Raw genomic sequence first — 23,732 nt, 5'->3', positions numbered from 1 at the left:
TCGAGATTCCGGGGTGCCTGCCCCCGTACCGGCGCGAAACTCATCGGCCGGCCTTTCCGTCGTCCGCGGCCCGGTCGACCCACGACTGGTAGTAGCGGCGGAACCGGAGCAGCCCGTTGTCGTAGCGCACGTAGAGCGTGGGCTGGGCGTTGCGGGTCGAGTCGTAGACAGGTACGTCCTGGAAGGTCCCCGCCCTGTTCTGCACCCAGAACAAGGCGTAGTTGAAGAGGGTCCGGTACCAGCGTCCGGTGCGACGCACCCCCGCCCAGCCGACCTGCCGGGTGGCCCGGTCGCCCTCGGGGACGATCCCCATGATCACTTTGTAGACCTCGACGCCGTCGACGTACGCCGTGAAGCGCTGGCCGCCCGGCCACCCGTCGACCAGCAGTTGCATACGGCGGCCCATCGCGAAGGTGGAGACGACACCGGTGATCCAGCCCAGGGGCGAGCGGCGCAGCGGCGGCCGCCACGGCCGGCCGGAAAACCAGACGCCGAACCAGGCGTCGTCCCGCGTCAGCGGCGGGCCGTTGTCCGCCGCCTCAGACTGCTCGGCCAGCACGCGGAACTCCACCCCGTCCAGATCCAGTCCGTGCAAGGCGCTGAAGTGCTGGTGGTCGACCGCGTTCTCCAGCAGTTGGCGGATCGTCCCGGTAGTCGCGTCGTCGTAGTAGAAGCCGAGGTAGCGACGGGGTCGGTCGGTCAGAGCCGGGAACTCCGGCAGGTCGAAGAGGGGTTCGGCGGTGCCGTACCAGACCCAGACGAAGCCGTACGCCTCGCGCGTGGGGTAGGACCGCGTCCGGGCCGTCGTCGGGATGCGCGACAGCCCGGGGATCGCGGAGCAGACCCCGTTCCCGTCGAACCGCCAGTGATGGAACGGGCAGCGCAGTTCGCCGTCGACCACGTCCCCGAGGCCCAGGTTGGCGCCCTGGTGCGGGCAGTGTGCGGCGACGCAGCGCACTACCCCCAGCCGGTCACGCCACAGCACCACCTCACGCCCGAACAACCGCATCCGGTATGGCCCCTTGCCCATGCGGGAACTCCTGACCGCGGCATACCAGGAGGCGGCGATGTTCGCCCCGGCGGGATTGGGCGGAACGGCCGCGGCGGGGACGGTCCGAAGCTCCTCCGGGGAGCCGTCCGCGCCGATCACGCCGCCCCCCGGCTGCCGACCACCTCAGCGGCCCAGCGCAGCATCGACGCGCGCTCGCCGAACCCGTCGAGCTCCGCCACCGCCCGCGTGATCAGTCCGCACACCCGCTCACGTGCCTTCGCCACCCCCACCAGCCGGGGGTACGTCCATTTGCCCGCGGCCCGGTCCTGGCCGACGTCCTTGCCGAACTCCTCGAAACTGGACGTCTCGTCGAGAATGTCGTCGACGATCTGATAGGCGAGCCCGAGATTCCGCGCATACGTCGTGAGGCGAGTTATGTCGTCCTGCGAGGCGCCTCCCAGAATCGCCCCGGTCACCACGGAAGCCTCGATGAGGGCGCCGGTCTTCTTGATGTGCATCTCCTCCACGGTCCACGGGTCGACGTCGTCGCGTCCCTGGCAGTAGAGGTCGAGCGCCTGACCGCCGGAGAGTCCGGACGGGCCGACCACCTCGATCAGTTTGGCCATGACGCCCAGCAGTCTCTCCGGTTGCAGCGACTCGGAGTTGTGGAGGATGAACTCCAGCGCATAGGCGAGCAGCGCGTCGCCCGCGAGCAGCGCCATGCCCTCGCCGAACACCCGGTGATTGGAAGGGCTGCCGCGACGGAAATCGTCGTCGTCCATGGCCGGCAGGTCGTCATGGATGAGCGAAGCCGTGTGCAGCATTTCCAGGCCGCAGGCGGTGGGGAGCGCAATCGAGACGTCGGTGTCGAATATCTGGTAGGTCAACAGGCACAGAGTCGGCCGGATGCGCTTTCCGTCGGACAGCAGCGAATAGGCCATGGCCTCACGCAGCCGAGGCGGCTCCACCGAGTCGACGGAGGAGCGCAGCTTCTCGTCGACCTGGCGACGGAAATTCTCCATCGGGGCCGGAAGTTCTGGTTCCACTTGGGTGCTGTCCATCGCGAAGGACACGAAGTCTCACTCTCCCCGTCAGTGCGCCGAACGGGCCATCGGGCTAATGGGGAGGCCGATGACGCCGATTCGTTTGAAGGAATCAGGGATGGCATGGGATTCCGGTCACCGATCGCACAGATCCGGCCTGCGGATGTGCTGCGTTCGGCCCTGCGGGACCCTTTGTGCAGAGAAAACGACGGATGGATCGCAGTGCGACGGCTGGTCCGCTCAGAGCGCCCGCGCGCCCGCGCCTGCCGCCGCTTCGGACAGCGGATCGCCGACCACGCTCATCCGCTTCAACCAGCGGTCCGTACCGTCGAACCTCGGTCGGTAGGCCCGACATCCTTGTACGGCACGGTAGTTGTCCACGATCAGCACGTCCCTCTCGCAGATCACCACGTCGCGCTGGGCGCGGTCGAGCTCGTCGACGATCGCGGCCAGCGCCTCGGCGACCTCGTCGTCGCCGGGCAGCGCCGCCGTGTAGGGCGCGTCGATCCGCAGGCAGGGGGCCTCGGGACTGCTGAAGAGGAGGGCGACCGGCTCTGGGTTCTCGTACATCTCGCGCGCCCGCCGGAGCGTCTCACTGTCAGGGGCGGACTCGGCCGACTGACGCAGGTGTTCCAGGTCGGGGCGGATCAGAAAGCGGCGCTCGCTGAGCACGGACCGGTGCTCGTCGGTCAGTCGTACGTCGTGGACGGTGCCGAGCGTGGTCGGCACCCGGTCGGGGTTCCTGACGCCGAGGAGCGCCAGATAGCGGCATCTGTCCTGGTGGAAGCCGTCCTCGGTGTGCCGCTCCAGGACGACCGGGCCATGGCCGCTCTGCTCGTAACGGTCGCTCTCGACCGGGACGAGATTCTGCACCATCCGGCCCCGCTGGATGGTCGGCCAGGCGAAGACCCCACCCAGACAGGAGGCCGGCAGGGCCAGTTGCGCCTCCTCCAGTTCCTGGCGGCTGTCGTCGAGGGCTTCCTGCCAGGAGAGCGGTGTGGGACCGCACCGGTCGGGGTCGACGCGCACCCCGGACAGGTGCAGGGCGCACAGCGTGGGCGATTCCCGTAATTCCTTCAGTACCGCGCGAATTGACTCCGGTATTCGATGGATATGGTCTTCCAGGCCCTCATGGAAAGAGGGCTTCGTCGGAGAGCCCTGGGCGGCCAGCACGGCCTTGGCTGCTTTACACAACCCATCGGCCTCTTCGGCCGAAAGTGAGCGCACTAAAACGACGTCCATTACGATCCCCCGTGGCTGGTTGGACGGCGACCGAATCTGCGACGAACGGAACAGGCGGCGTTAGCGGCGAATGCAGCCGAGCCTGCGCGTCAGGCCTTGCGAGTAAGCCTGGACTGTGCGGATCATCATGGTACACCATGTTCACCATTCGTTCGAGGGACTGCAACTCTGAATAGTCAGTTCCGCTACGCCGGTTGCTTGTCCATGGCTCGAAACAAGCCATGCGGCGTTCGATTCCAGGAGGCTGGTTTGAGCAGGATGAGAGGCCTGAGACTGACAGCGTCTCAGCGAGTCAAACGGCTATTGACCTCGGTCGTCACGCAGGTGGCCCCACCGATTCGGCGCGGCACCGAGGTCGCTGTCAGCGAAGGCATCCACCGCCCCGTCCTCAGGTCTACTTTCAAACAGCAACTTCGCGCCACACCGGTCCGGTTGACGGTGCGCTACCTCGCATTCGCGGTGAAACGCGCTCGTCTTGCCGCACTCGCCCCAGAACCCGTCGGAGGGAAGCTATTCGGACATATGGCAAGTTTCCGGGACGCCTACTTTGAAAGGGCCCTGGCCCGCCTTTGCGCCCGCATTCCCGATGGAGCGCGCTCCCATCGGGACATCGCGGAACTCGCCGAAGCGGAATTCGCGGTCCGCCAGGGCGCCGCGAAACCGGAACAACTCCGGCGACTGATGGAGTTGGCCCCCAGCGAACTGCGCGTCGTCCGCGACCTCGGCCGGCCGTGGGCCCGCGACGGCGACGAGGCGCTCCGCGAGACGCTGCGGCCCGCCGAGAGCCTCGCCTACGTCGCGTGGGACCTGGAGCAGTACGCCCGTGGCACCGGCGCGATCAAGCGCACCAACATCTACGCCGCCTTCGTGGACACCTACGGCGACGCGGCTGAGGAACGGCTCCGACATGAAGTCGCCGACCTGGAAGTGCAGTTCGAAGCACAGTTACGATCCATCGGCGCCGAGGACCGCGAGCGACTCAAACGTGCGCTCACGCTCCACTGCGCCCCCCTGCGGGACCGCTTCCCGGATCCGGAGGCGGACCGGCACGAGGAGAAGAGCTCGGCCGAAGGGGTGTCGAGCGCCGTCGTCCTGTTCGGCATGCTGTGCGTCGTCGGATGGCTGGTGGCCTACGTGGCGATCATCTACCGGGGCTTCGCCGACCAGACGTACGGGGTGCCACTCGCCGCTCTCTTCGCCAATCTCACCTGGGAGTTCGCCTACGGTTTCCTCCTGGACCCGCTGGGCGACTACTTCCACACCGCGAGCATCTTCGGCTTCCTGGTCGACGCGGTGATCGCCTGGCAGGTGTGGAAGTACGGCGCGACGCAGTTCCCGGACAGCGCGCTCGGCCGCTACTTCCGGCCGATCTTCGGGCTGTGCCTGGCCGTCGCCCTGTCGGTCAACTACCACGCCTTCATCGACCTGGCGGACCCCGACGGGGAGTACACCGGATTCGGTATCAACCTCATGATGTCCATCCTGTACATCAAGATGCTGGAGGACCGCGGATCGCCCGCGGGCCAGTCGATGTACATCGCCGTGGGCAAGTGGCTGGGCACGCTGTGCGCCTGGATCGCCACGGCCCTCACCGTCACCACCTCACCACAGCGGACCTGGCCCACGAACTGGTCCGATTTCACGCGCAGATCGCTGGGCAACCGTTCGTATCCGCTGACGCCGCTGATCAACGTCATGTACGGGTGGACGTTCCTGCTCGACGCCGCCTACTGCGTCCTGCTCCACCGCCGTATCAAGGCCGCCGGCATGTCGCCCTGGCGCCGGTTCTGAGAATCTCCGCTTCGCTACGGGGCTGCCGTCCGCGACCGGACGGCAGGAAGGGAATGGTCATGAGTGCGAACCGCCAACAGGTCGTCGACTACTTCGAGGGGACACGCTGGGACTACCGCCATCTGTGGCGCAGTGAGAAGGCCGGCGCCCTGCACTTCGGTTTCTACGACCAGGGGATCCGCAACCATGTGACGGCACTGCGCCGGATGACCGGCTATCTGGCGTCGGTCGTCGGGATCACTCCACAAGACCGGATCATGGACGCCGGCTGCGGGATCGGCGGCTGTGTGATCCGCATAGCCGAACGGTTCGGGTGCCGAGCCACGGCCGTCAACATCACGCCTTTCCAGGTCACGGCCGCCCGGGAGGCAGCCCGCCGGGCGGCTGTCGACGACATCGTGGAGTTCGTGGAGGCCGACTTCACCGACACCGGTCTGCCCGACGAGTCGCACACCGTCGTGTGGGCGCTGGAGAGCGTCGTCCATGTCGACGACAAGGAGGCCTTCGTCCGCGAGGCTCACCGGGTGCTGGCCCCGGGCGGCCGACTGATGATCGCCGAGTACCTGGTCCGCGAGGATCCGGTGCCGACCCCGTCCGAAGAGGAGGAGCTGCGGACCTGGTGTCAGGGATGGGCGATGCCCGGCCTGCTCACCGGCGGCGAGTACGAGCGGCTGCTGCGCAAGCAGGGCTTCGAGGACGTACGGATCACGGACATCTCCCACCACGTCGCCCCGTCCCTGAAACGGCTGGGATGGCTGGTGCGGCTGCTGGGCCCCACCGCGCCGGCCTTCCGGCGGCTCGGGGTGCTGGCCCCGGTGCCCGCCGCGAACCTGAGCGCGTCCGCCGCACAGATCCGGATGTTCGACGCCGGGGTCTGGCGCTACAAGGTTGTCACGGCCAGGAAGCCCGGCGACGCCGACCCGACCGGACGCACCCCCGCCCAGTCCGCGTCGTGACGGGCGCCGGGGCCGCGGCCGCCTCCCGACACCTCCTCGGATCGGCGGTCTCGGCGGTGGCGCTCGTCCTGCTGACCGCGCTGGTGGCTTCTGGGAGCGACGCCGTCAGCGCGTTCGACGCCGACGCCAGGGCGCTCGCCGACCGCGTCTTCGGCTCGTCGGACGGCTCGTGGTTCGCAGCCGTCGGACGGGCCGACACGGTCGGCTCGACCCTGCTGGGGGCCGGCCTGCTGACAGTCCTCGGCGTAACTCTGCACCGTCGCCGGTTCGCCGCCGCCCTGTGGGTGCTCGCCGGTCTGACCGTTCAGTTCGCGGCGGAGACGGCGCTCGGACCGCTGGTGGGACGGCCGATGCCGCTCCCGGCCGACGGCACCGCCCCCGACCCCGGGTACAGCTTCCCGTCCGGACACACGGCCTCCGCGACGCTCGTCCTCGCGGTGCTGCTGGTCGTGCTGCGCACGGGGACACCGGTGTGGTGGCTGTGCCTGGGCCTGGGCTCGGTCCTCGTGGCGGCTGTCGGCGTCTCCCGCGTGCTGGCGGACGCCCATCACGCCGCCGACGTCGCGGGCGGCGTCCTGCTGGGGCTCGTGGTCGGCTTCGCGCTCGCCTGGCGCCTGGACGCCCGCCCCCCGGACAGCTCCGGAAAGGAAGCAAGATGAACAGCTCAGCCGGCCTGACGTCGACGCCACTGGCGAAGGCGGCGGGCATCGTACGGGACTACGTGCTGCGGATGTACTACGTGGTGGACGAGGTGCCGCGCGGACAGCGCCTGCGTCTGACGCCCGTGCTGCTCGGCGTCGAGTACCTCGTCTATCGCGTCGACTCCCTGGCCGAACGCAACGCGGCGGTGGACCTCGACGCCGTACGGGGCAGCGACTACGAGGCGTTCCACACCTACAAGAGGGCCTTCGAGAAAGTGCTTCGGGTACTGGGAGCGTGGAACGAGGACGTGGCCTTCCTCGTCGACGAGGCGGAGCGGTTCATCCGCCTGGAGAACGCCACCACCTCGCGTGGGACCGCCACCCCTCAGGACGCCCTCGCCATGGCCGAACTGCGGCCCACCGACGTACGCCTGCTGCGCGCCATGACCTTCGCCCTGCGCGGGCAGTCGATGGATCCCGCGACCCGGGACCTGCTCTGGCCGGTGGAGGTTCTCGCGGACATCGCGAACGACCTCCGCCACTACGAGCGGGACGTCGCCTCGGGCACCTTGAACGTCTACGCCGTCTTCGTGGAGCTCTACGGCGACGCGGCCGCCGCGGAGCTGCGTCGTGAGGTCGACCGGTACGAGTCGATGTTCCTCGACCGTCTATCGGCGCTGCCGCCCGAGCGGCGTGTGCGCACGGCGGAGGTCTGCCGGCGTCGCTACGCGGAGGCCGTGCGGCCCTACCCCCGGGTGATCACCCGGACTGCGGTCCCTGCGCCGGTGTCCCGGGCCGACGGCACAAGCCTACGCAAGGGCACCGCCGTCGGCGCGGCCTTGGCAGTCGGCGCGCTCGCCGCGGCGGCGTACGGGCGTGGGCGGCGTCGGCCGTCGCCCCTGTCGCCACTGCTTCGCACGATGAGAGGACACACCTCATGAGCAGCTCGACGCGCCAGATACCGGTCATGTTCAACCCGCTCTCCGACGGGTTCATGGGGGACCCGCACCCCCACTACGCCGAGGTGCGCCGGCACGCACCGGTGCACGAGCATCCGGGCGGATTCTGGATGGTGTCCCGGTACGAGGACGTGGAGGCGCTGCTGCGCGCGGACCTTTCCGTCGACAAGCGCAAGGCGCTGGGCGCCGCCGACCCCGCCCGCCCACCGCGACTGAAGGGACTCGCGCTGATCGACCAGGACCCCCCGGACCACACCAGGCTGCGCAAACTCGTCTCCCAGGCGTTCACTCCCCGGGCGATGAGCGGCATCGAGCCGATCGTGCGTGAACTGGTCGACCGAGCGCTGGACGAACTGGACCGTGCCGGGGGCGGGGACCTGGTCGAAACCCTGGCCTTCCCGCTGCCGTTCGCCGTGATCACCCGGATCCTGGGGATGCCCGAGGTCGACACGGTGCGCCTGCGCGAGCTGACGAGTCTGCTGATCCGGTTGGGAGAGCCCGGCGCCGGATCCGCGGCCGAGGCGGACATCGAAGCCGCCGACACCGAGATGGTGGAACTCGTCTCCGACGCGATCTCCCGCAAGCGCCGGGACCGCGGCGATGATCTGCTCACCGCCCTCATCGACGCCGAGGACGACGGCGACCGGCTCAGCCACGACGAACTGGTCGCCCAGGTCGCCATGGTCTACGTCGCCGGCTACGAGACGACCGTCAACCTGATCTCGGGCGGGATCCTCGCGCTGCTGCGCAATTCCGACCAGCTCGGCCTCCTGCGCGCCACACCCGACCTCGACCGGAACGCGATCGAGGAGCTGCTCCGCTACGAACCACCGGTGCACCTCGCCCGACGCATCACCCTGCGCCCCCACCGGGTGGGGAAGCACGAGATTCCGGCCGGCTCGGTCGTCCTGGCGAGCCTGGCCGGGGCCAACCGCGACGAGGAGTTCTGGGGTCCGGACGCCGACCGCCTGCGGCTGAACCGCGAGAACGCGCGCCGCCACGTCTCCTTCGGCGGCGGCGCCCACTACTGCATCGGCGGGGCACTCGCCCGTATCCAGGGACGGATCGCCATCGGGGAACTGGTCCGCCGCTTCCCCGACCTGGAACAGGCGGGTGAGGTCCGCTGGAACGGCCTGCTGAGCCTGCGCGGGGCCGCCCAGCTGCCCGTCCGCGTCTGACCGTCACCCGTCACACGGCCTTTGTGGCGAGAGGGCTCCGCCTCCCCGCCACAAAGGCCGTGCCCCGGCGCCTGCCGTCGAAGGCGCAGTGCCGGCGGACACCGCCTGGTCGCCACTGTCTGCAGACGCCGGGTCGTCGGGATGACGACCATGCCGAAGGTACAAGCGGCCTGGCTCGGTGCCTCCGCACGCGCCTTCCCGCCACCCCGCCTGATGCCAGAAGCCCACGGTCGCGCACGGCATAGGCTGATTCCCAGTCACCCGGCTCCAGACCGCGGGACCTTAACCGGCCGCGAGCCGTTCGAGATGCGCGCGTTGCCGTTCGTTCAGAGCGGACCACCGATGCACGAACACCAGCCCACACTGCACTCTCATGCCCCCTGCACAGAGCCGAAAGAGTGGATGCGAGCAGTGGGAGTTCCTGGGACTCTTCTGGGACTTCCGGCTGCGTCAACGGGTACGAGCGTGAAACAGCCGAAAGGCCATTCGTGCAGGTGAGCGGCTCTCCACCGCCCATCGCGGCAGGTCACAGGGCCGGCTGGTCTCTTCCGGGACATCTGACGGCCCTCGGAAAGGTGTCGCCACGCCCCTTCTGACCTGTGTGAACGCGAGGAAGGAAAGGAGGGGGCGTGGCGGCGCCTCTGGGACTTTTCTGGGACTTTCGGCCGGGACCGAAGGCGTCATCTTGCGGACCGGAGTGAGTCCGGGAAAAGGGCCAGGTGAGGACCTTTTCCCGGCTCGCTGCCCCGCGTGCGGGCCGCCCAGAGCGTCAGACGAGCGTCATGACCGACAGCCCACGCCTCCTGCTCGGGGGCAGAACACGCTGCCACAACCGGCTCACCCGGCGCGGGGCCACACTGCTCGCTTTTGACCGACGCCGTGGCTTCGTCCGAAGGCACGGACATGACGGTGCCGGGACCCTGTTGGGGGTGCTCAGACTCGTGGGGAGGCATCTCACGCAGCGAATGGGCGGTTTACCCGTCCTCGGGGAGCTACGGAGTCCGCCTGTCCTCTCGTCAGACCGGGTAGGCGTGGGTCTGGGTGGCCTTGACCGTGGCGTAGACGGTGGCGCCGGGGTGGAGGCCGAGTTCGGCGGCGGCGATCGTGGTCAGGTCGGCGGCGAGGGGGAGTTCGCCGGTGAGGGCGGCGCGGATCTGGTCGCCGTGGGTCTCCAGGCCGGCCACTTCGCAGCGCCAGAGGTTGCGGGCGCTGGTGCCGGTGGGGCGGTCGCGGTGCAGGGTGACCGCGCCGGGCGGGAAGGCGACGAACACCGGGCCGGTGAGGTCCTCGGCGGTGGTGAGCGTCGGACCGGACTCCAACCGCACGGTGTGGCCTTCCGCCCGCCCCCGGTAGAGGTTGAGGCCGACCAGGTGGGCGATGTAGTCGGTGCGCGGGCGGCGGGCGATGTCCTGGGGCGTGCCCTCCTGGACGACCTGGCCGTGCTCGACGACGACCAGGCGGTCGGCGAGGACCATGGCGTCCAGCGGGTCGTGCGTGACCAGGACGGCGACGGCCTCGAAGTCGGCCAGGTGGCGCCGGAGCTGGGCGCGGACGTCGAGGCGGGTGCGGGCGTCGAGGGCGGCGAGGGGTTCGTCGAGGAGGAGCAGGCGGGGACCGGTGGCCAGGGCGCGGGCGAGGGCGACGCGCTGGGCCTGGCCGCCGGAGAGGTGGCGGGGCTTGGCGGTGGCGTGCTCGGCCAGGCCCATGCGGTCCAGCCACGCGGCGGCCTGCGCGCGGGCCTGTGCCTTGCCGGCGCCGTGGCAGCGGGGTCCGAAGGCCACGTTGTCCAGCGCGGTCAGGTGGGGGAAGAGCAGGTAGTCCTGGAAGACCACCCCGACGGGGCGGGCTTCGGGCGGCGTACGGTCCAGCTCCGTGCCGTCGAGTCGTAGGTGGCCGGCGGTGAGCGGGGCGAGGCCGGCGAGGGCGCGCAGGGCGGTGGTCTTGCCGGCGCCGTTGGGGCCGAGCAGGGCGACGACCTCGCCCGGGGCGGCGGTGAGCGCGATGTCGAGGCGGAAGGCGCCGCGCTCGACGACGAGCCGGGCGTCGAGGCCCTCGGGTCCGGGGGTGCCGGGGCCGTCGCCGGTGAGGTCGTGCCGGGACTTGTCGGTGTCGGTCATGAGGCGGTCATCCAGCGGTCGCGCAGGCCGGCCAGCACCGCGATCGAGACGGCGAGCAGGACCAGGCTGAGGGCGATGGCCGCCTGGGGGTCGCTCTGCAGGGCGAGGTAGACCGCCAGCGGCATGGTCTGGGTGCGGCCGGGGAAGTTGCCGGCGAAGGTGATCGTCGCCCCGAACTCGCCCAGCGCCCGCGCCCAGGCCAGCACGGCGCCCGCCGCGATGCCCGGCGCGATCAGCGGCAGGGTGACCCGGCGGAACGCGGTGAAGCGGGAGGCGCCCAGGGTGGCCGCGGCCTCCTCGTAGCGGCGGCCGGCGGCGCGCAGCGTGCCCTCGACGCTGATGACCAGGAACGGCATCGCCACGAACGCCTCCGCGAGCACGACACCGGCGGTGGTGAAGGGCAGGGTGATGCCGAACCAGGAATCCAGCCACCGCCCGACGATGCCGTTGCGGCCCAGCGCCATCAGCAGGGCCACCCCGCCCACCACCGGCGGCAGCACCAGCGGCAGCGTCACCAGGGCCCGGACCAGGCCGCGGCCCGGGAACTCGACCCGGGCCAGCAGCCAGGCCAGCGGCACGCCGATCACCAGGCTCACCGCCGTCGCCGCGGTGGCGCAGATCAGGGACAGCCGCAGCGCCTGCCACACCTCGGGGCTGGTCAACTGCGCGGGCAGGCTCGACCAGGGGGCCCGGACCAGCAGGCCGAGCAGGGGCACCAGCAGGAACGCCAGGCCGAGCAGTGCGGGCAGCAGCAGCGGCAGCGGTACGCCCCGGCCGCCGCCCGCCGGTGTGCGCCGGCGCCGCGGACCGGTGCCCTTGCGGGCGGCGGCCGGGGCACCGGTCCTGTGCGGTGTGGTCACGGCGCGGTGAACCCGGCCTCGGTCAGCGCCTTCTGACCCTCGGCGGACTGCACCAGCGCGATGAACGCCTTGCCCGCCCCGGCGTTCGGTGCGTCCTTGAGCAGGGCGATCGGGTAGTCGTTGACGGCCAGCGCGGCCTCGGGGAAGTCCACGCCCTCCACCTTGTCACCCGCCGCGAGCACATCGGTCCTGTAGACGACGGCGGCGTCGGCCTCCTTCAGGGCCACCTTGTTCAGGGCGGACTTGACGTCCTCCTCGTAGGAGACGGGCGTGAGCTTGAGATCGGCGGCGCTCAGCGCCTTCTCGGCCGCCGCGCCGCACGGCGCCGTCCTGTCGCACAGCACGACCTTCAGGTCGTCCCCGGTGAGGTCCTTCAGGGAGGCGATCTCGTCCGGGTTGCCGGGCAGGGTGGCGATCTCCAGCCGGTTGCGGACGAAGGTGGCCGGGGTCCCCGCGGCGTCCCCGGCGTCCGTGACGACCTTCATCGTCCTGGGGCTGGCGGAAGCGAACACGTCGGCCGGGGCGCCGCTGGTGATGCCCGCGGCGAGTGAGTCGCTGCCGCCGAAGTTGAAGACGACCTTCGTGCCGGGGTGCTGCTTCTCGAACTCCCCGCCCAGCCTGGTGAAGCTCTCCGTCAGCGAGGCCGCGGCGAAGACGTTCACGGTCCCGGACGGCTTGCCGGAACCGCCGGCCGACGAGGAGGCGTCGGACTCGGTGCCGGAGTCCGGGTCGGACGACGAGCAGGCACTCAGCGCCAGCAGCGCGGCGGCGCCTGCGCCGGTCACCTGGAGCATCCGGCGGGTCCGGCGCACGGATCGGGTCATCACGGGTCCACTCCCTCATGGTCCTGAACGGACACGTCTACGGTCTTTCGACGACCACGTCGGTCGACTTGATCACGGCAACCGCCGGAACGCCGGGCTCCAGCCCAGTTCCTCAGCCGACTCCCGGCCGACCAGCGCCACCACCCGGAACGGTCCGGCCTGGACCTCCATCTGGGCCGACACGTCTCCGACGGTCACTCCGGTGACGATGCCTTTGAACCGGTTGCGGGCGGAGGAGCCGGTGGACTCCCGCTCAACCCGGTACGAGTCCCGGGCGTAGGCCGCGAGGACCGGCCCGGGGATGATCCGGTGGCCCGTCTCGTCGCGTTCGGCGGCGAGTTTCCCCCTGTCCACCAGGCGCCTCACGGTGTCGGCGCTGACGCCGGGCAACGCGGCGGCGTCCCCGATCCGGTAGGTGCGCATGCGCAGATGATACTGCCGCAGATGCCAGGCGAAACACTCTCGTTTCATGGTATGAGCCGTTCCCGCACATGAATCGCATGGCATATGCGTTTGTACGGGATGGCTTGTCGGGTACGGTCCTCCGGGAGGTGGCAGCCCGTGAGTCAGTCCCGCGCAGCCGCCGGTACGGCAGCCGGCCCCCTGGCAGAGATCGTCATCACCGGTGACCTGGGCCGTCCGGCCCGTCTGACGGTGGCCGACCTGCTCGCCCGGCCCCAGCACGCCCCGCAGGTCGCCTTCGCATGCGCCACCAGCGGCGTCCGGCACCACCACTTCACCGGACCGCTCCTGCACGATGTCCTCACCGCCACCGCCACCGCCACCGCCCCGGCCTTCGACCCCGCGTGGAGCCGGCTCTTCGGGGATTCCCCTGGGACTTCGGGCGGGGACCGAGGGGCCACCGGCCGCCGGGGGCCTGGCGGCGGATTGCCCGGCCCTTCACGTACGAGCGTTGCGCCGCGCAGGCGGCCTCGAGGTCGCGCTCGGGCAGGAGCCCACCCACCGGCGGACACGGCACACCGGTACGGGCGGCTTCCTCCGGAACGACCGCCGCCCCGGTCACGGTGCCGGAGGACTCGGGGGCGCTCACGCGGGCCCACTCGGCGCGGTGGTGCGGTGGTGCGGAAGAGACATGCGGAGGACCTCCGGGAGGGAGGGATGCGTACGGTTCGTACGGCGGCATACGGTCCGTCAGTCGTCAGCACCGGCCGGTGGACGCGGTCGGGCGGGAGGTCGTGGACGGCGTGAAGCCGCGGGGCGGCGGCGGGAGCGGAGCGCCCTCGGGAGCCGCCGCGTAGACGTAGGCGTCGGGGCGCAGGGCGAGCGTGGACGCGCCGTGTTCGGCCATCCAGAGCAGCAGGACGCCGTCGCTGTCGACGAGGGTGCCCTCGGTCGGCCGGGAGCCGACGGGCGTGACGGCCAGGGAGGGGACGCCCGGAAGGTTCCAGGCGGGCTGGGGCGTGGCCGTGCGCGCGTGCAGGAGGAGCCAACGGCCGCCGAGCGCGTCGTCGAGGCGGACGCGGGTGCCGTCGGGGCCGGTGACCCACGGCTGGGGGACCTGGCGGCCGGTCGCCCTGGTGCGGGAAGGGGCCTGCAGGCCGGCGTGGTAGCGGGCGACGGGGATCCAGTTCGAGTCCTGCATCCAGTCACCGAAGCCCGGTATGCGGTCCAGGGCGCGCAGAGCGCCGTTGCGGACGCGCGCGACCGGCAGGCGGCGTTCGGTGATGATCCGGCCGACGAACACCGCCCGTTTCGTGACCTCCTTGACGTGCGGTTTGCGCTCGGCCTCGTAGCTGTCGAGCACCGTCTCGGGCAGTTCGCCGCGCAGGACGGCGTCGAGTTTCCAGCAGAGGTTGGCCACATCGCGCACGCCGGCGGCCATGCCCTGCCCGATCCACGGCGGCATGGCGTGGGCGGCGTCGCCGGCGAGGAAGACCCGGTCCGTGCGGAAGCGGGTGGCGAAGCGCACGTGGTGGCTGTAGACGGTGGCGCGCAGGACCTCGACGCTGTCGCGGGAGATGCCGTACCGGGCCACCAGCCGGTACACGGCCTCCTCGGTGGCCAGCTGTTCCTCGTCGTCGCCGGGCAGGATCGGGAACTCCCACCGGTGGTGGCCGAGCGGGGCCGGGCAGTCCACGACCGGACGGGCCGGGTCGCAGTGGAAGCGCAGCTTGTCGTGGCCCGGCCAGGGCTTGAGCATCTTCGTGTCGATGACCACCCAGCGGTCCTCGTACGTCTTGCCCTCGTAGCCGATGTTCAGCTGGGTGCGGGTGAGGCTGGAGCCGCCGTCGGCCGCGATCGCATAGGAAGCGCGCAGCCGGTGGACGGAGCCGTCGGCCGTGCCGACCACCGTCAGGTCCACCCCGTCGGCGTCCTGGCGCAGGCGCAGGCACTCGTGACGCAGGAGGATCTTCACGTTCGGATAGCGGTCGACACCGTCACGCAGGACCTGCTCCAGTGCCGGCTGGTGGATGAACATCTGCGGTGGATGGCCGTGGCCGCGCGGCGCGGGGTGCGCGCTGAGGAAGGGACGGCCGTGCGCGTCGACGAAGGCGACGGGGCGCTCGGGCAGCATGTCCTGCTTGAGTCGTTCGGCCAGGCCCGCACGCTGCCAGATCCGCATGACCTCCTCGTCGGTGGAGATGGCCCTGGCGCGCGAGAAGATCTCGGCGTCGCGGTCCACGACGACGGTCCTCAAGCCCATCGCGCCCAGCAGGTTCGCCGCTGTCACCCCCGTGGGCCCGCAGCCGATGACCGCCACGTCGTACGTGTCGTCCCCGGCTCGGATCCCTTCCACCAGGCCCACCTCGCTGTCACCGGGTCGCGACTCACGCATGGACGGAGCGTTCACTCCCGTGGGAATGAGCGCTACGGCAAGCATGGCACCGGATACGGTCAGGGGCCGGTGCGGCGGGAGGGAAGACCCCATGACCAGGCCCCGGACGACGCGCAAGAAGCGCGCGAACGGCGTGGAGTCGCGGCAGCGCGTCCTCGACGCCGCCCGCTTCGTCTTCGAGCTCGTCCGACCCGGCACCGACTGCAACAGGCCACCGGCCCGCCCCGGGCCCCATGACCAGTCACGCCCCCGAGGCCGGGAACGCCGTCGCGACGGGCCGCGCCGGTCACCAGGGCGGGGTGTCCGCCCTGTGCGTCTCTCCGGCTCCTGGCCGGCGTGTCCGCCCGGCGGAAGCGGTCGGTGCCTCCCCGACCGGCAAGAAACTCGAGCTCCGGTTCTCCGGCGCGTCACCCTAGCCCCGCACGAGGGAGCCGTCGTGCGGTCCTGGCCGGTGGTGGGCGGCGGCGTCCTCGCGGCTCACCTCGTGGTGACGGCCGTCGGGGCGGGGAAGGGGCTTGAGGGCGACCTCGATGCGGTGCGTGGCGTCATGGCTCACCGAGCCGCCCAGACGTGCCTCGACCACGCCCAGGCGCAGACCCGCCCCGCCCTCACCGGCCCGGTGGAACTGCACCGAGAACTCCAGGCTGACCTGCTCCACGGTGAACCGCCAGTCGCTCTCCGCGCCTTCGGCCTGGGCCCGCGCCAGCTCCGCACGAACCGAGCCGATGGCCTCCGCAAGACCGATCGGTTCCACATCCCTCATGTCAACACACCCCCGTCTTCCGTTGGTTGACGATCCACTCTGCTCACAAGTCTAGGGACGCACCGTGCTTTGCACGTAGTGTGAGGCGGTATGGGGGAACTGCGTGCGGACTGGAGGCTCAGGCTGCGGCGCGAGGACGCGCACGGCCCCATCTGTGGCGCCGGCGTGCTCGTCGACCAGTACACGGCGCTGACCTGCGCACACGTCGTGCGCCATCCGGACGCCGTCATGTGGCTGGAGTTCGCCGAGAACAGCGGGCTCGAGCCGGTCTCCGCACGCGTCCTGCCCGGCGGCTGGCTGCCGGAGGGCGAGAGCGGCGAGGACGTCGCCGTGCTGCGCCTGGACAGCCCTCGCCCGCAGGCGCGTCGCGCCCTGCTGGAACCCAGGCTGTGGGGCGGAATGGAGGTGTACGCGACCGGTTACGCGGAGGGCTTCGACGACGGCATGAGCCTGTGGGGGCGCATCGGCGGCGCCAGCGGTGAGCGGGTGCAGCTCGACGCCGTCACCAAGACGGAGGTGGTGCGCGCCGGCTTCAGCGGCGCAGCCGTGTGCACCCGGCCTCAGGAAGGTCGTCCCGCCCGGGTGGTCGGCCTCGTCGTCAGCTGGCGCGGTGACCTGGGCGAACTGCTGCCCGAAGACAACCGGATCTCCTTCTCGTACCTGATCCCCATTGACCGCATCGCCGAACTCTCGCCGGTCATCATGGAATTGAGCAGCCCCCATGCCTGGGACCACGGCTTCGAGGAGCGGTTGACCCGGTGGTTCGACGATCCGGACGAGGACCCGGTGAAGATCACCGTGGTGCCTCCGGGCAGCGGAAAGGACCGCTCGCTGCGCCACCTGCTGCACCGCGCCCACGTCGTCCATCGCGGCGGCGCCAGCAGGCCGGACCTCGTCGACCACGCCTTGGACCAGGTCACCTTCCCGGCCGGCGAGTACCTGACGTACTGGGACTGGCTGCGCGGCGCCAAACCCCCACCCGCGCAGGCGGCCGACCGTGCTCCCGTCCGGCCGGTCACGGTCCTCGTCGACGGTCTCGACGAGGAGCCCCAGCCCGGTCCCCTGATCGAACTTCTGGCCCGGCTGCGGGTGTTCGACTTCCGGCTGCTGCTCGTCTTCCGCCACGAGGGCGGCCCCGGCTGGACCGCGTCCCGCGACCGGCTCCTGCGGCCCGCGCTCCTCCGCCACGCGGACACACTCCTCGACCGTCTGCAGCGCGTGGAGTTCAGCCGGGCGATCCGCCGCGACATCGTCGACAGCGCCTCCCTCGGCTCCGTGACCGAGACGGCCGACCGGCACCGGGCCACCCGCCGCCTGATCGACGAGGTGCGGGACCCGCAGCAGCAACTCACCCGGCTGCGCGCGCTGATCAGGACCCTGCGCGCCGACCTGAGCCGCCACGGAGACCGGTGATGCGGTGCTCCGCCCGCCCCGGGCAAGGGAGGAGGACCACGCGAAGATGACGAGCTGCCCGCACCGGCGCTTCACCGGAGCCCCCTGCGGCGGCACCGTGCTGCCCACCGGCCACTGCGCCGCGTGCGGCCGCGCGGAGAACGGCCCCGGGCTGCCCGCCCTTCCCGAGGACCCCCGGGAACGCGGCCCCCGCGAGCTCCTCTCACTCCCCGAGCGAGAGCCGCGCCCCGCCGAGGAACGCCTCGTCCGTCCCGAGGCGCCACCGCGCATCCGCATGGACTGCTCGTCCACCGGCTGCGGCATCACCTTCGCCCCGCCCTACACCGAGGGCCCGGTGCCGATCAAGGGATTCTGCCCGGTCTGCGGCGAGCGCTACTCGTACCAGCCCGAACTCGCCGAGGGCGACATGCTGCGCGACCAGTACAGGATCATGGGACCCATCGCGCACGGCGGGCAGGGCTGGGTCTACCTCGCCGAGGACACCCATCTCGGTGACGTCGTCGCCGTCAAGGGACTGCTCAACCGGTACGAGCACGACGGCGCCCGGCTCGCCGACGTCGAACGCCGCAACCTCGTCGCCATCCGCCACCCCCGCATCGTGCAGATCCGCGACTTCGTCGCCCGGAGCGACGACACCGGCCAGGTCACCGGCGGCTACATCGTCATGGACGACGTCGGTGACGGCACCCTCGCGAAAGTCGTCGAGGACGTCCGGCGCGGTGAATCCGTCCTCGACATCGAGCACGTCGCGGCGTACGGCTGCCAGATCCTCGAAGCCTTCGTCCACCTGCACGCCGACGGCGAACGGGTCTTCGTGTACGGGGACATGAAGCCCTCCAACGTCGTGCACCACAGGGACGGCATCAAGGTCATCGATCTCGGCGGCATGCGCGAACAGGGCCAGAGCCAGCCGCCCGCCCATGTCACGGCCACCTACGCGGCACCTGAGACCGAAACGTCGGCCGTGCCCACCGTCGCCCACGACCTGCACACCGTCGGCGTCACCTTGCGGGAACTCGCCCGCTGGGCCGTCACCGAGGTGCCCGGTCTCGGCACCGCCTCCTTCCAGCGGGTCGTCGATCGTGCCGTCCGGCCCTCCCCGTACCGGCGCTTCACCGACGCCCGTGAGATGGTCGGCCAACTGCGCGGCGCCCTGCGGGAGATCCGCGCGCTCCGCGGCAAGAGCGACCCGCCCGAGCCCTCCGACTACTTCCGGCCGTCCACCCGGTTGCTCGGCGCCCGGCTCGGCACGGTGCCGGGCATCGAACACTGGCTGGACCGCCCCCGCCGCGACCGGTACGAGCCGCCCGTGGCGCCGGCCCTCGACCTCGGCGCCCCCACACCCACCGAGATCGCCGCCTGTCTGCCGGTGCCGAGGCCGTATCCGGGCGATCCGCAGACCGCGCGGTTCGAGGTGAGCAGCGGCTACGCCCCGGGCCAGCTCCTCGAGCAGGAGGACGAGAAGCCGCGCTCGGTGGAGATCTGCCTGCACAACGTGCGCGTCCTGCTGGACCGGAACACCGGGCAGGACCTGGAGCGGGCCCAGGAGGAGCTCGACACGGCCGACTCCATTCCCGGGCCGCCCGCCGTGCGCCGGTGGCGGCTGGAGTGGCATCGCGCCCTGCTCGCGCTGCGCAGCGCCGACCTCGACGACGACCCGCGGCAGGTCGTCGAGGCCAGGAGGCACTTCACGCAGGTCCACCTCGAACTGCCCGGCGAGTACGCGCCCAAACTGGCCCTCGCCTACTGCGCGGAGCGGCTCGGCGACGACACGGCCGAGCCCACGGCCAAGGAACTGTACGAGGTGGTGTTCGCCCGCAACCCCGCGCACGGCGGCGCCGCCCTCGGCCTGGCCAGGCTCGCACTCCGCGCGCGCGACCGCCGGGCGGCCATCGATGTGCTCGGCCGGGTCCGGCAGGGCACTCTGGACCACACCGTCGCCCGGATCGCCTCCCTGCGCATCCGCGCGGCCCGGCTGCCCGGAGACGGTGATCCGCTGCCCGCGCCCGCCGAGGTCGACGCGGCGCTGGCCGAACTGCGCGGTCTCGAGGGCGCGAGTCCGGGCGCCGGGGAGCCGCGCCTGTCGGAGGACGAGGCGCTGCGCCTGGGCACCGAACTCCACGAATGGAAACTGGACGCGGTGCACAGCCTCAGCGACCGGCCCGGTTCGCCGGGAAGGGATGCCGGACGGCTCGACGCCCGCAGTCTGAGACGTCTGAGCACGCCGGAGCGCGAGTCGCGCAAGCAGCTGGAGGTGCACTACCGGCGACTGGCGGCCCGCCACCATGAGCCGGCCGCCCATGAACACCTCGTGGATCTCATGCACGCGGTACGGCCCCAGACCGTGTTCTGACCGCACGGCACGACAGACCGAACCGGCACCCGGTGTGCCGCGGCGACGAAGGCGAAGGAGCGGTGACGCACGACATGAGCAGCCACACCCGGCCGCCGCAGCCGGGCATCCGACTGCACGTCGACCTCGGCGGCGACCTGCGCCCGCACCGGAGCGCGAAGATCGAGGCCCGTCTGCGGGTCGACGTGGCCGCCGACGGTGCGCCCACCGACCTGCCCGCGGTCCAACTCGCCGTGATCATCGCGGTGGACGTCGCCGAACGCAACCGGGCAGCCGTCCGGCACGCCCTGCCGTCGGCGCTGCGCGCCCTGCCCGACCGCATCTCCTTCGCCGTGCTCGGCAGCGGTCCCGAGCCGGTCCGCTGCTATCCGCGGGGGGACGACGAGTGGGCCGTCGCCGACCGGGAGGAAAGGCGCCGGGCCGCCTTCGTCGCGGGATCGCTCCCGCTGCACCGGGAGGGGCCGCGCCCTGCCGGGTACGCCCCGTGGGTGGCCCGGTCGCGTGCCCTGCTCGCCGGCCGGCCGGTGTCCGTACGCCATCTGGTGCTGATCACCGATGGCAGCAGCTCCGTCGGGGAGACCCGTCTGGAAGAGGAACTGGAAGCGTGCGCAGGGCAGTTCACCTGTGATGTGTTCGCCGTGGGCGCGGACTGGGCTCCCGACCCCCTGCTGACCCTCGCCGAACGGCTGCACGGCACGGCCGAGTTCGTGGACGACGGACTCGGCCATGCGGTCACTGCCGCCATCCACCGGCTGCGCCGGGTGCACACTCCCCGACTGCCGATCGAAGTGACCGTGCGGCCCTCCGTGCGCCAGGTCTCGCTCAGCGAGAAGGCGCCCCGGCCGCACCGCCTCGGCAGGCTGCCCCAGCCCGGCCGGCCGCACCGCTGGAAATTCCCGACCTACCAGTGGCAGCAGGGCAGACGCGACTACCTGCTCACTCTGGTCGCCGACTCCGACGCCGACCCGCTGGAGACCGAGCTGCAGTTCGCCATGGTCTCCATCGGTGATGTCCACGCGCCCGTCATCGCCCGCTGGCACCTCCCCGAGCAGTCCCCGCCCCACGCCCCGACGGGCACCGACAGCGTGCGTGACCTCAACGCCACCGCCAGGATGCGGAGGGCTCTGCGCCAGGGCCTCACCGCTCTTCAGGAACACCGGCCGGACACCGCCGAGGAGCACCTGGGACAGGCCGCCCGGCTGGCGGCGCGATTCGGCACGGACTGGGTGCTGGAGGAGATCCGCACGGTCGCCGACATCGAGGACCCGGCCGCGGGGCTGGTCCGGCCGCGCGCCGTCGACGCCGGCGCCCTCGGCCCGCTGATCCTGCGCGCCGGGTCCCGTCCCGGCGGGCCCCTGACCGACGCCGTCGGTGCGCGGCCGGGCCCGCGCTGCGGCGGCTGCGGCACCCCGGCCGGGAGCGAGGCCCGTTACTGCATCGCGTGCGGGGAGAAGCTGCTGTGACGGCCGGACGCACCGCCTCCTGGCACCGGTTCTCCCCCGCCGCTTTCTGGCGCCGGCGGCTGAGCCCCTGGCGGACCCGCCGGCTGCTGGAGGTGCACCTGCTGGTTCTGTTCCTGCTCACGGCCGTGGCGTCGACCGCCCTGTTCCTCTCCTGCCGTCAGGTCCAGCACAGCGCCGAAGCGCTCGCGTCCCGCGAGGCGCCGGCCGTGCAGGGGCTCGCCGCCACCCGGCTCGCGGCCCTGCGGGCCGACCAGGAGGCCCGCGCCCTGGTGGACATGGACCTCGTCGACGTCACGGGCTCGGGTGAGGCCTACCGGTCCCAGCTCTCGGCCGCCGACCAGGGCCTGTCCCGGATCGCCGACCGCACGGACCAGGACCTCGGCACGGTCAAGGGCCTGCTCGCCACCTACAGCGACTTGCTCGGCCTCGGCACGTCCCCTTCCCTTGACCCGTCCCTCATGCGGGAGCAGAAACTCAAAGAAGCGGACTCGCTGCTCAACCGCGATTCGGTGGGGCTCGTACCCCGTCTGGACGCACTGCAGCAAGTCCAGCTGAGGCACGCCGAAGCCACAGCCACCATGGGGCAGTGGCAGCGCGGCGGGTGGTGGCTTGCCGAACTCGCCCTGGCCCTGGTGGGGTTGACTCTGCTCTCGGCGTTGTTCGTGCTGCGTGACCGCTGCGGCCGCGACTGGAATCCGTACCTGCTCGCCGCCTTCGTGCTCACCGTGCTGCTCGCGGTGATCCCGCTGACGGCGATGTCCTCCACCCAGGACGACCTCGACGGGGCGATCAAGGATCTGCGGCAGATCACCCATGTGTCCCAAGAAAGCGACACGGAGCCGGCCGACGCGCAGCGGGACGTCACGAAGACGTCGGAGGAGGTCCGGCAGAAGACGGCCGACGACGCCTGGACCGCCCCGGTGTACCAGGGCACTTTCGTCGGCAGCCTGCTGGCCGTCGTCCTGCCCGCGCTGGGGCTCGGTCTCCGGCTCGACAACGACTACTGGAGGCGACGGTGACCCGGCGGTTCAAGATGCTGATCCTCATCATGGTCATGCTGCTGATCACCGCCGGCGGCATGGTGGTGGTCTGGGCGCAGCACGACGACGAGGAGCCGGTGACCATCCTCGGAACGTGGACGGCCAAGCAGGCGGAGCACTTCGAAGCCCTGCTGCACGGCTTCGGCATCCCCTTCCGCTACCAGGGCACCGCGGCCCAGCGGGATGTGCTGCTCTCCAAGGTGCAGTCGGGGGAGCCCCCGGACATCGTGATCATGCCGGGCCTCGGCGAACTCGCCGAATACGCCGATCAGGAGCTCCTCAAACCACTGAACCGGCTCTACGAGCCGCAGGAGTACGGTGCCCCCTGGAAGCCGACCGGCTCGCCCTCCGAACACGTCTACTGGGTCCCGGTCAAGGCGGACCTGAAGAGCATCGTCTGGTACCGCCAGGGTCACGAGCCCGCCCATGAGCCTGCTCCGCTGAGGAGTTGGTGCATCGGCATGGGGGACGACGGCGCCTCCGGCTGGCCCGGCACCGACTGGATCGAGGACCTCGTGCTGCAACGGGAGGGCCCGGACGTCTACGAGAAGTGGGCGCTGGGCACGGGCGGGGTGCAGTGGTGGCGGAGTGATCCGGTGCGCACGGCCTGGAAGGCGTGGGCCGAGCTGCTCCAGCAGGACGAGGACGCGGCCGAGGACGCTCTGCTCACCGACCACCGCGGCGCCCCGGACGACAACGGGCTGCTGTTCGCCGGCCGGGGCGGGTGCGCCCTGGAGCACCAGGGCTCCTTCGCGCTCTCCTTCTACAAGGACGACGCGGAGCACGCAGACCTGACGGACTCCGCTCCGCTCCTGCCCGGAGGCGGCAGCCGGGTCCGGGCCCACGAGGTGACCGGCGACTTCGCGGCGCTGTTCAGCGACCGCCCCCAGGCCCGTGAACTGATCCGCCGACTGGCCTCCAGGGAGGGTCAGCAGAGGTGGGCCGATCTGGCGGACGTCTTCTCGGCGAATCGACGGGTGAAGCGAGAGAGGCCACAGGACGACGCGGTCGAACGCAAGATCGCACGACAGCTCCGTGAAGGCCCCCGCTGCCTGGACGCCTCGGACGTCATGGCACCCGCCGTGCGGGACGCCTTCTACGAGGCCGTCCTGCTGACCATCGCAAGGGTCGCCGCCGGCCAGGACCCCGACATCGAGGGTGTCCTCCACGATGTGCAGAGGATGCAGGACGCCCAGCCCGCCCGAGGCGCCGACAGCAGAGCGGCCCCGAAGACGGTGTGCAGTACGCGGTGAGCGACGGGGCGGCGCCTACTGCGGGTGGCGCGACGGCGGCATCGCCAT

The 23,732-nt window shown here is 71.2% G+C and carries 18 protein-coding genes and 2 pseudogenes; 11 read left to right on the top strand and 9 right to left on the bottom strand.

Features of this window, described 5'->3' with window-relative positions:
- Positions 1-40: 40 nt before the first annotated feature.
- From AB0I73_RS03070 to AB0I73_RS03060, 3 genes are all read right to left on the bottom strand, one after another.
- Positions 41-1,150, bottom strand: coding sequence for a Rieske 2Fe-2S domain-containing protein (locus AB0I73_RS03070; RefSeq protein ID WP_363033173.1), 1,110 nt, complete (start codon positions 1,148-1,150; stop codon positions 41-43).
- Positions 1,147-2,013 (bottom strand): polyprenyl synthetase family protein, encoded by an 867-nt coding sequence (locus AB0I73_RS03065; protein ID WP_363033171.1) that lies wholly within the window; start codon positions 2,011-2,013, stop codon positions 1,147-1,149. Before AB0I73_RS03065 ends, AB0I73_RS03070 begins: the two co-directional genes overlap by 4 nt.
- A 261-nt stretch (positions 2,014-2,274) precedes the next feature.
- Positions 2,275-3,228 (bottom strand): taurine catabolism dioxygenase TauD, encoded by a 954-nt coding sequence (locus tag AB0I73_RS03060; RefSeq protein WP_363033169.1) that lies wholly within the window; start codon positions 3,226-3,228, stop codon positions 2,275-2,277.
- A 570-nt stretch (positions 3,229-3,798) separates the two neighbouring features.
- Between AB0I73_RS03060 and AB0I73_RS03055 the strand changes: the two genes are divergently transcribed.
- Genes AB0I73_RS03055 through AB0I73_RS03035 form a run of 5 tightly spaced genes read left to right on the top strand, consistent with a single transcriptional unit; the run spans position 3,799 to position 8,801 of the window.
- Positions 3,799-5,067 (top strand): hypothetical protein, encoded by a 1,269-nt coding sequence (locus AB0I73_RS03055; RefSeq protein WP_363033167.1) that lies wholly within the window; start codon positions 3,799-3,801, stop codon positions 5,065-5,067.
- A 59-nt stretch (positions 5,068-5,126) separates the two neighbouring features.
- On the top strand, positions 5,127-6,023 hold the full coding sequence (locus AB0I73_RS03050) for a methyltransferase domain-containing protein (RefSeq protein WP_363033165.1): 897 nt from the start codon (positions 5,127-5,129) through the stop codon (positions 6,021-6,023).
- Positions 6,020-6,682 (top strand): phosphatase PAP2 family protein, encoded by a 663-nt coding sequence (locus tag AB0I73_RS03045; RefSeq protein ID WP_363033163.1) that lies wholly within the window; start codon positions 6,020-6,022, stop codon positions 6,680-6,682. Before AB0I73_RS03050 ends, AB0I73_RS03045 begins: the two co-directional genes overlap by 4 nt.
- Complete coding sequence (locus tag AB0I73_RS03040) at positions 6,679-7,605, top strand: hypothetical protein (RefSeq protein ID WP_363033160.1); 927 nt, start codon at positions 6,679-6,681, stop codon at positions 7,603-7,605. Before AB0I73_RS03045 ends, AB0I73_RS03040 begins: the two co-directional genes overlap by 4 nt.
- Positions 7,602-8,801, top strand: coding sequence for a cytochrome P450 (locus AB0I73_RS03035; protein ID WP_363033158.1), 1,200 nt, complete (start codon positions 7,602-7,604; stop codon positions 8,799-8,801). Before AB0I73_RS03040 ends, AB0I73_RS03035 begins: the two co-directional genes overlap by 4 nt.
- A gap of 1,016 nt (positions 8,802-9,817) precedes the next feature.
- On the opposite strand, the gene AB0I73_RS03030 is transcribed toward AB0I73_RS03035, so the two are convergent.
- The 4 genes and pseudogenes from AB0I73_RS03030 to AB0I73_RS03015 form a co-directional block, all read right to left on the bottom strand.
- A complete protein-coding gene (locus AB0I73_RS03030; protein ID WP_363033156.1) occupies positions 9,818-10,918 on the bottom strand; it encodes an ABC transporter ATP-binding protein in 1,101 nt (366 codons plus the stop codon).
- Complete coding sequence (gene modB / locus AB0I73_RS03025) at positions 10,915-11,778, bottom strand: molybdate ABC transporter permease subunit (protein ID WP_363033154.1); 864 nt, start codon at positions 11,776-11,778, stop codon at positions 10,915-10,917. The genes AB0I73_RS03030 and modB overlap by 4 nt, the downstream gene beginning before the upstream one ends.
- Positions 11,775-12,602 carry a molybdate ABC transporter substrate-binding protein gene (modA, locus tag AB0I73_RS03020; RefSeq protein ID WP_363033152.1) on the bottom strand — a complete coding sequence of 276 codons (828 nt, stop codon included), beginning with the start codon at positions 12,600-12,602 and terminating at the stop codon, positions 11,775-11,777. The genes modB and modA overlap by 4 nt, the downstream gene beginning before the upstream one ends.
- 37 nt (positions 12,603-12,639) lie before the next feature.
- Positions 12,640-13,025 (bottom strand): annotated as a pseudogene (locus AB0I73_RS03015) (TOBE domain-containing protein).
- A 138-nt stretch (positions 13,026-13,163) separates the two neighbouring features.
- Between AB0I73_RS03015 and AB0I73_RS03010 the strand changes: the two are divergent.
- Positions 13,164-13,367, top strand: a pseudogene (locus tag AB0I73_RS03010) (hypothetical protein); the annotation flags it as partial.
- Positions 13,368-13,761: 394 nt separating this feature from the next.
- On the opposite strand, the gene AB0I73_RS03005 reads toward AB0I73_RS03010, so the two are convergent.
- Together AB0I73_RS03005 and AB0I73_RS03000 are read right to left on the bottom strand one after the other, a co-directional pair.
- Positions 13,762-15,399, bottom strand: coding sequence for a bifunctional 3-(3-hydroxy-phenyl)propionate/3-hydroxycinnamic acid hydroxylase (locus AB0I73_RS03005; protein WP_363033150.1), 1,638 nt, complete (start codon positions 15,397-15,399; stop codon positions 13,762-13,764).
- Positions 15,400-15,811: 412 nt separating this feature from the next.
- Positions 15,812-16,162 carry a trypco2 family protein gene (locus tag AB0I73_RS03000; RefSeq protein WP_363033148.1) on the bottom strand — a complete coding sequence of 117 codons (351 nt, stop codon included), beginning with the start codon at positions 16,160-16,162 and terminating at the stop codon, positions 15,812-15,814.
- A 90-nt stretch (positions 16,163-16,252) separates the two neighbouring features.
- Here AB0I73_RS03000 and AB0I73_RS02995 point away from each other — a divergent pair, with 90 nt between their 5' ends.
- The 5 genes from AB0I73_RS02995 to AB0I73_RS02975 all read left to right on the top strand — a co-directional run bounded on the left by AB0I73_RS02995 (position 16,253) and on the right by AB0I73_RS02975 (position 23,684).
- Positions 16,253-17,575, top strand: a complete 1,323-nt coding sequence (locus AB0I73_RS02995) for a serine protease (RefSeq protein ID WP_363033146.1) — start codon at positions 16,253-16,255, stop codon at positions 17,573-17,575.
- A gap of 46 nt (positions 17,576-17,621) precedes the next feature.
- Positions 17,622-19,928 (top strand): tetratricopeptide repeat protein, encoded by a 2,307-nt coding sequence (locus AB0I73_RS02990; RefSeq protein WP_363033144.1) that lies wholly within the window; start codon positions 17,622-17,624, stop codon positions 19,926-19,928.
- A gap of 74 nt (positions 19,929-20,002) precedes the next feature.
- Entirely contained in the window at positions 20,003-21,391 is a 1,389-nt protein-coding gene (locus tag AB0I73_RS02985) for a VWA domain-containing protein (protein ID WP_363033142.1), read from the top strand.
- Positions 21,388-22,410: a hypothetical protein gene (locus tag AB0I73_RS02980; RefSeq protein ID WP_363033140.1), complete on the top strand. Its 1,023-nt coding sequence runs from the start codon at positions 21,388-21,390 to the stop codon at positions 22,408-22,410. Before AB0I73_RS02985 ends, AB0I73_RS02980 begins: the two co-directional genes overlap by 4 nt.
- Positions 22,407-23,684 carry an ABC transporter substrate-binding protein gene (locus AB0I73_RS02975; RefSeq protein WP_363033138.1) on the top strand — a complete coding sequence of 426 codons (1,278 nt, stop codon included), beginning with the start codon at positions 22,407-22,409 and terminating at the stop codon, positions 23,682-23,684. Before AB0I73_RS02980 ends, AB0I73_RS02975 begins: the two co-directional genes overlap by 4 nt.
- Positions 23,685-23,732: the final 48 nt, after the last annotated feature.

This window comes from Streptomyces sp. NPDC050388 (genome assembly GCF_040655635.1).
Lineage (GTDB): Bacteria > Actinomycetota > Actinomycetes > Streptomycetales > Streptomycetaceae > Streptomyces.
This window is presented reverse-complemented; position numbering and strand designations above follow the sequence as displayed.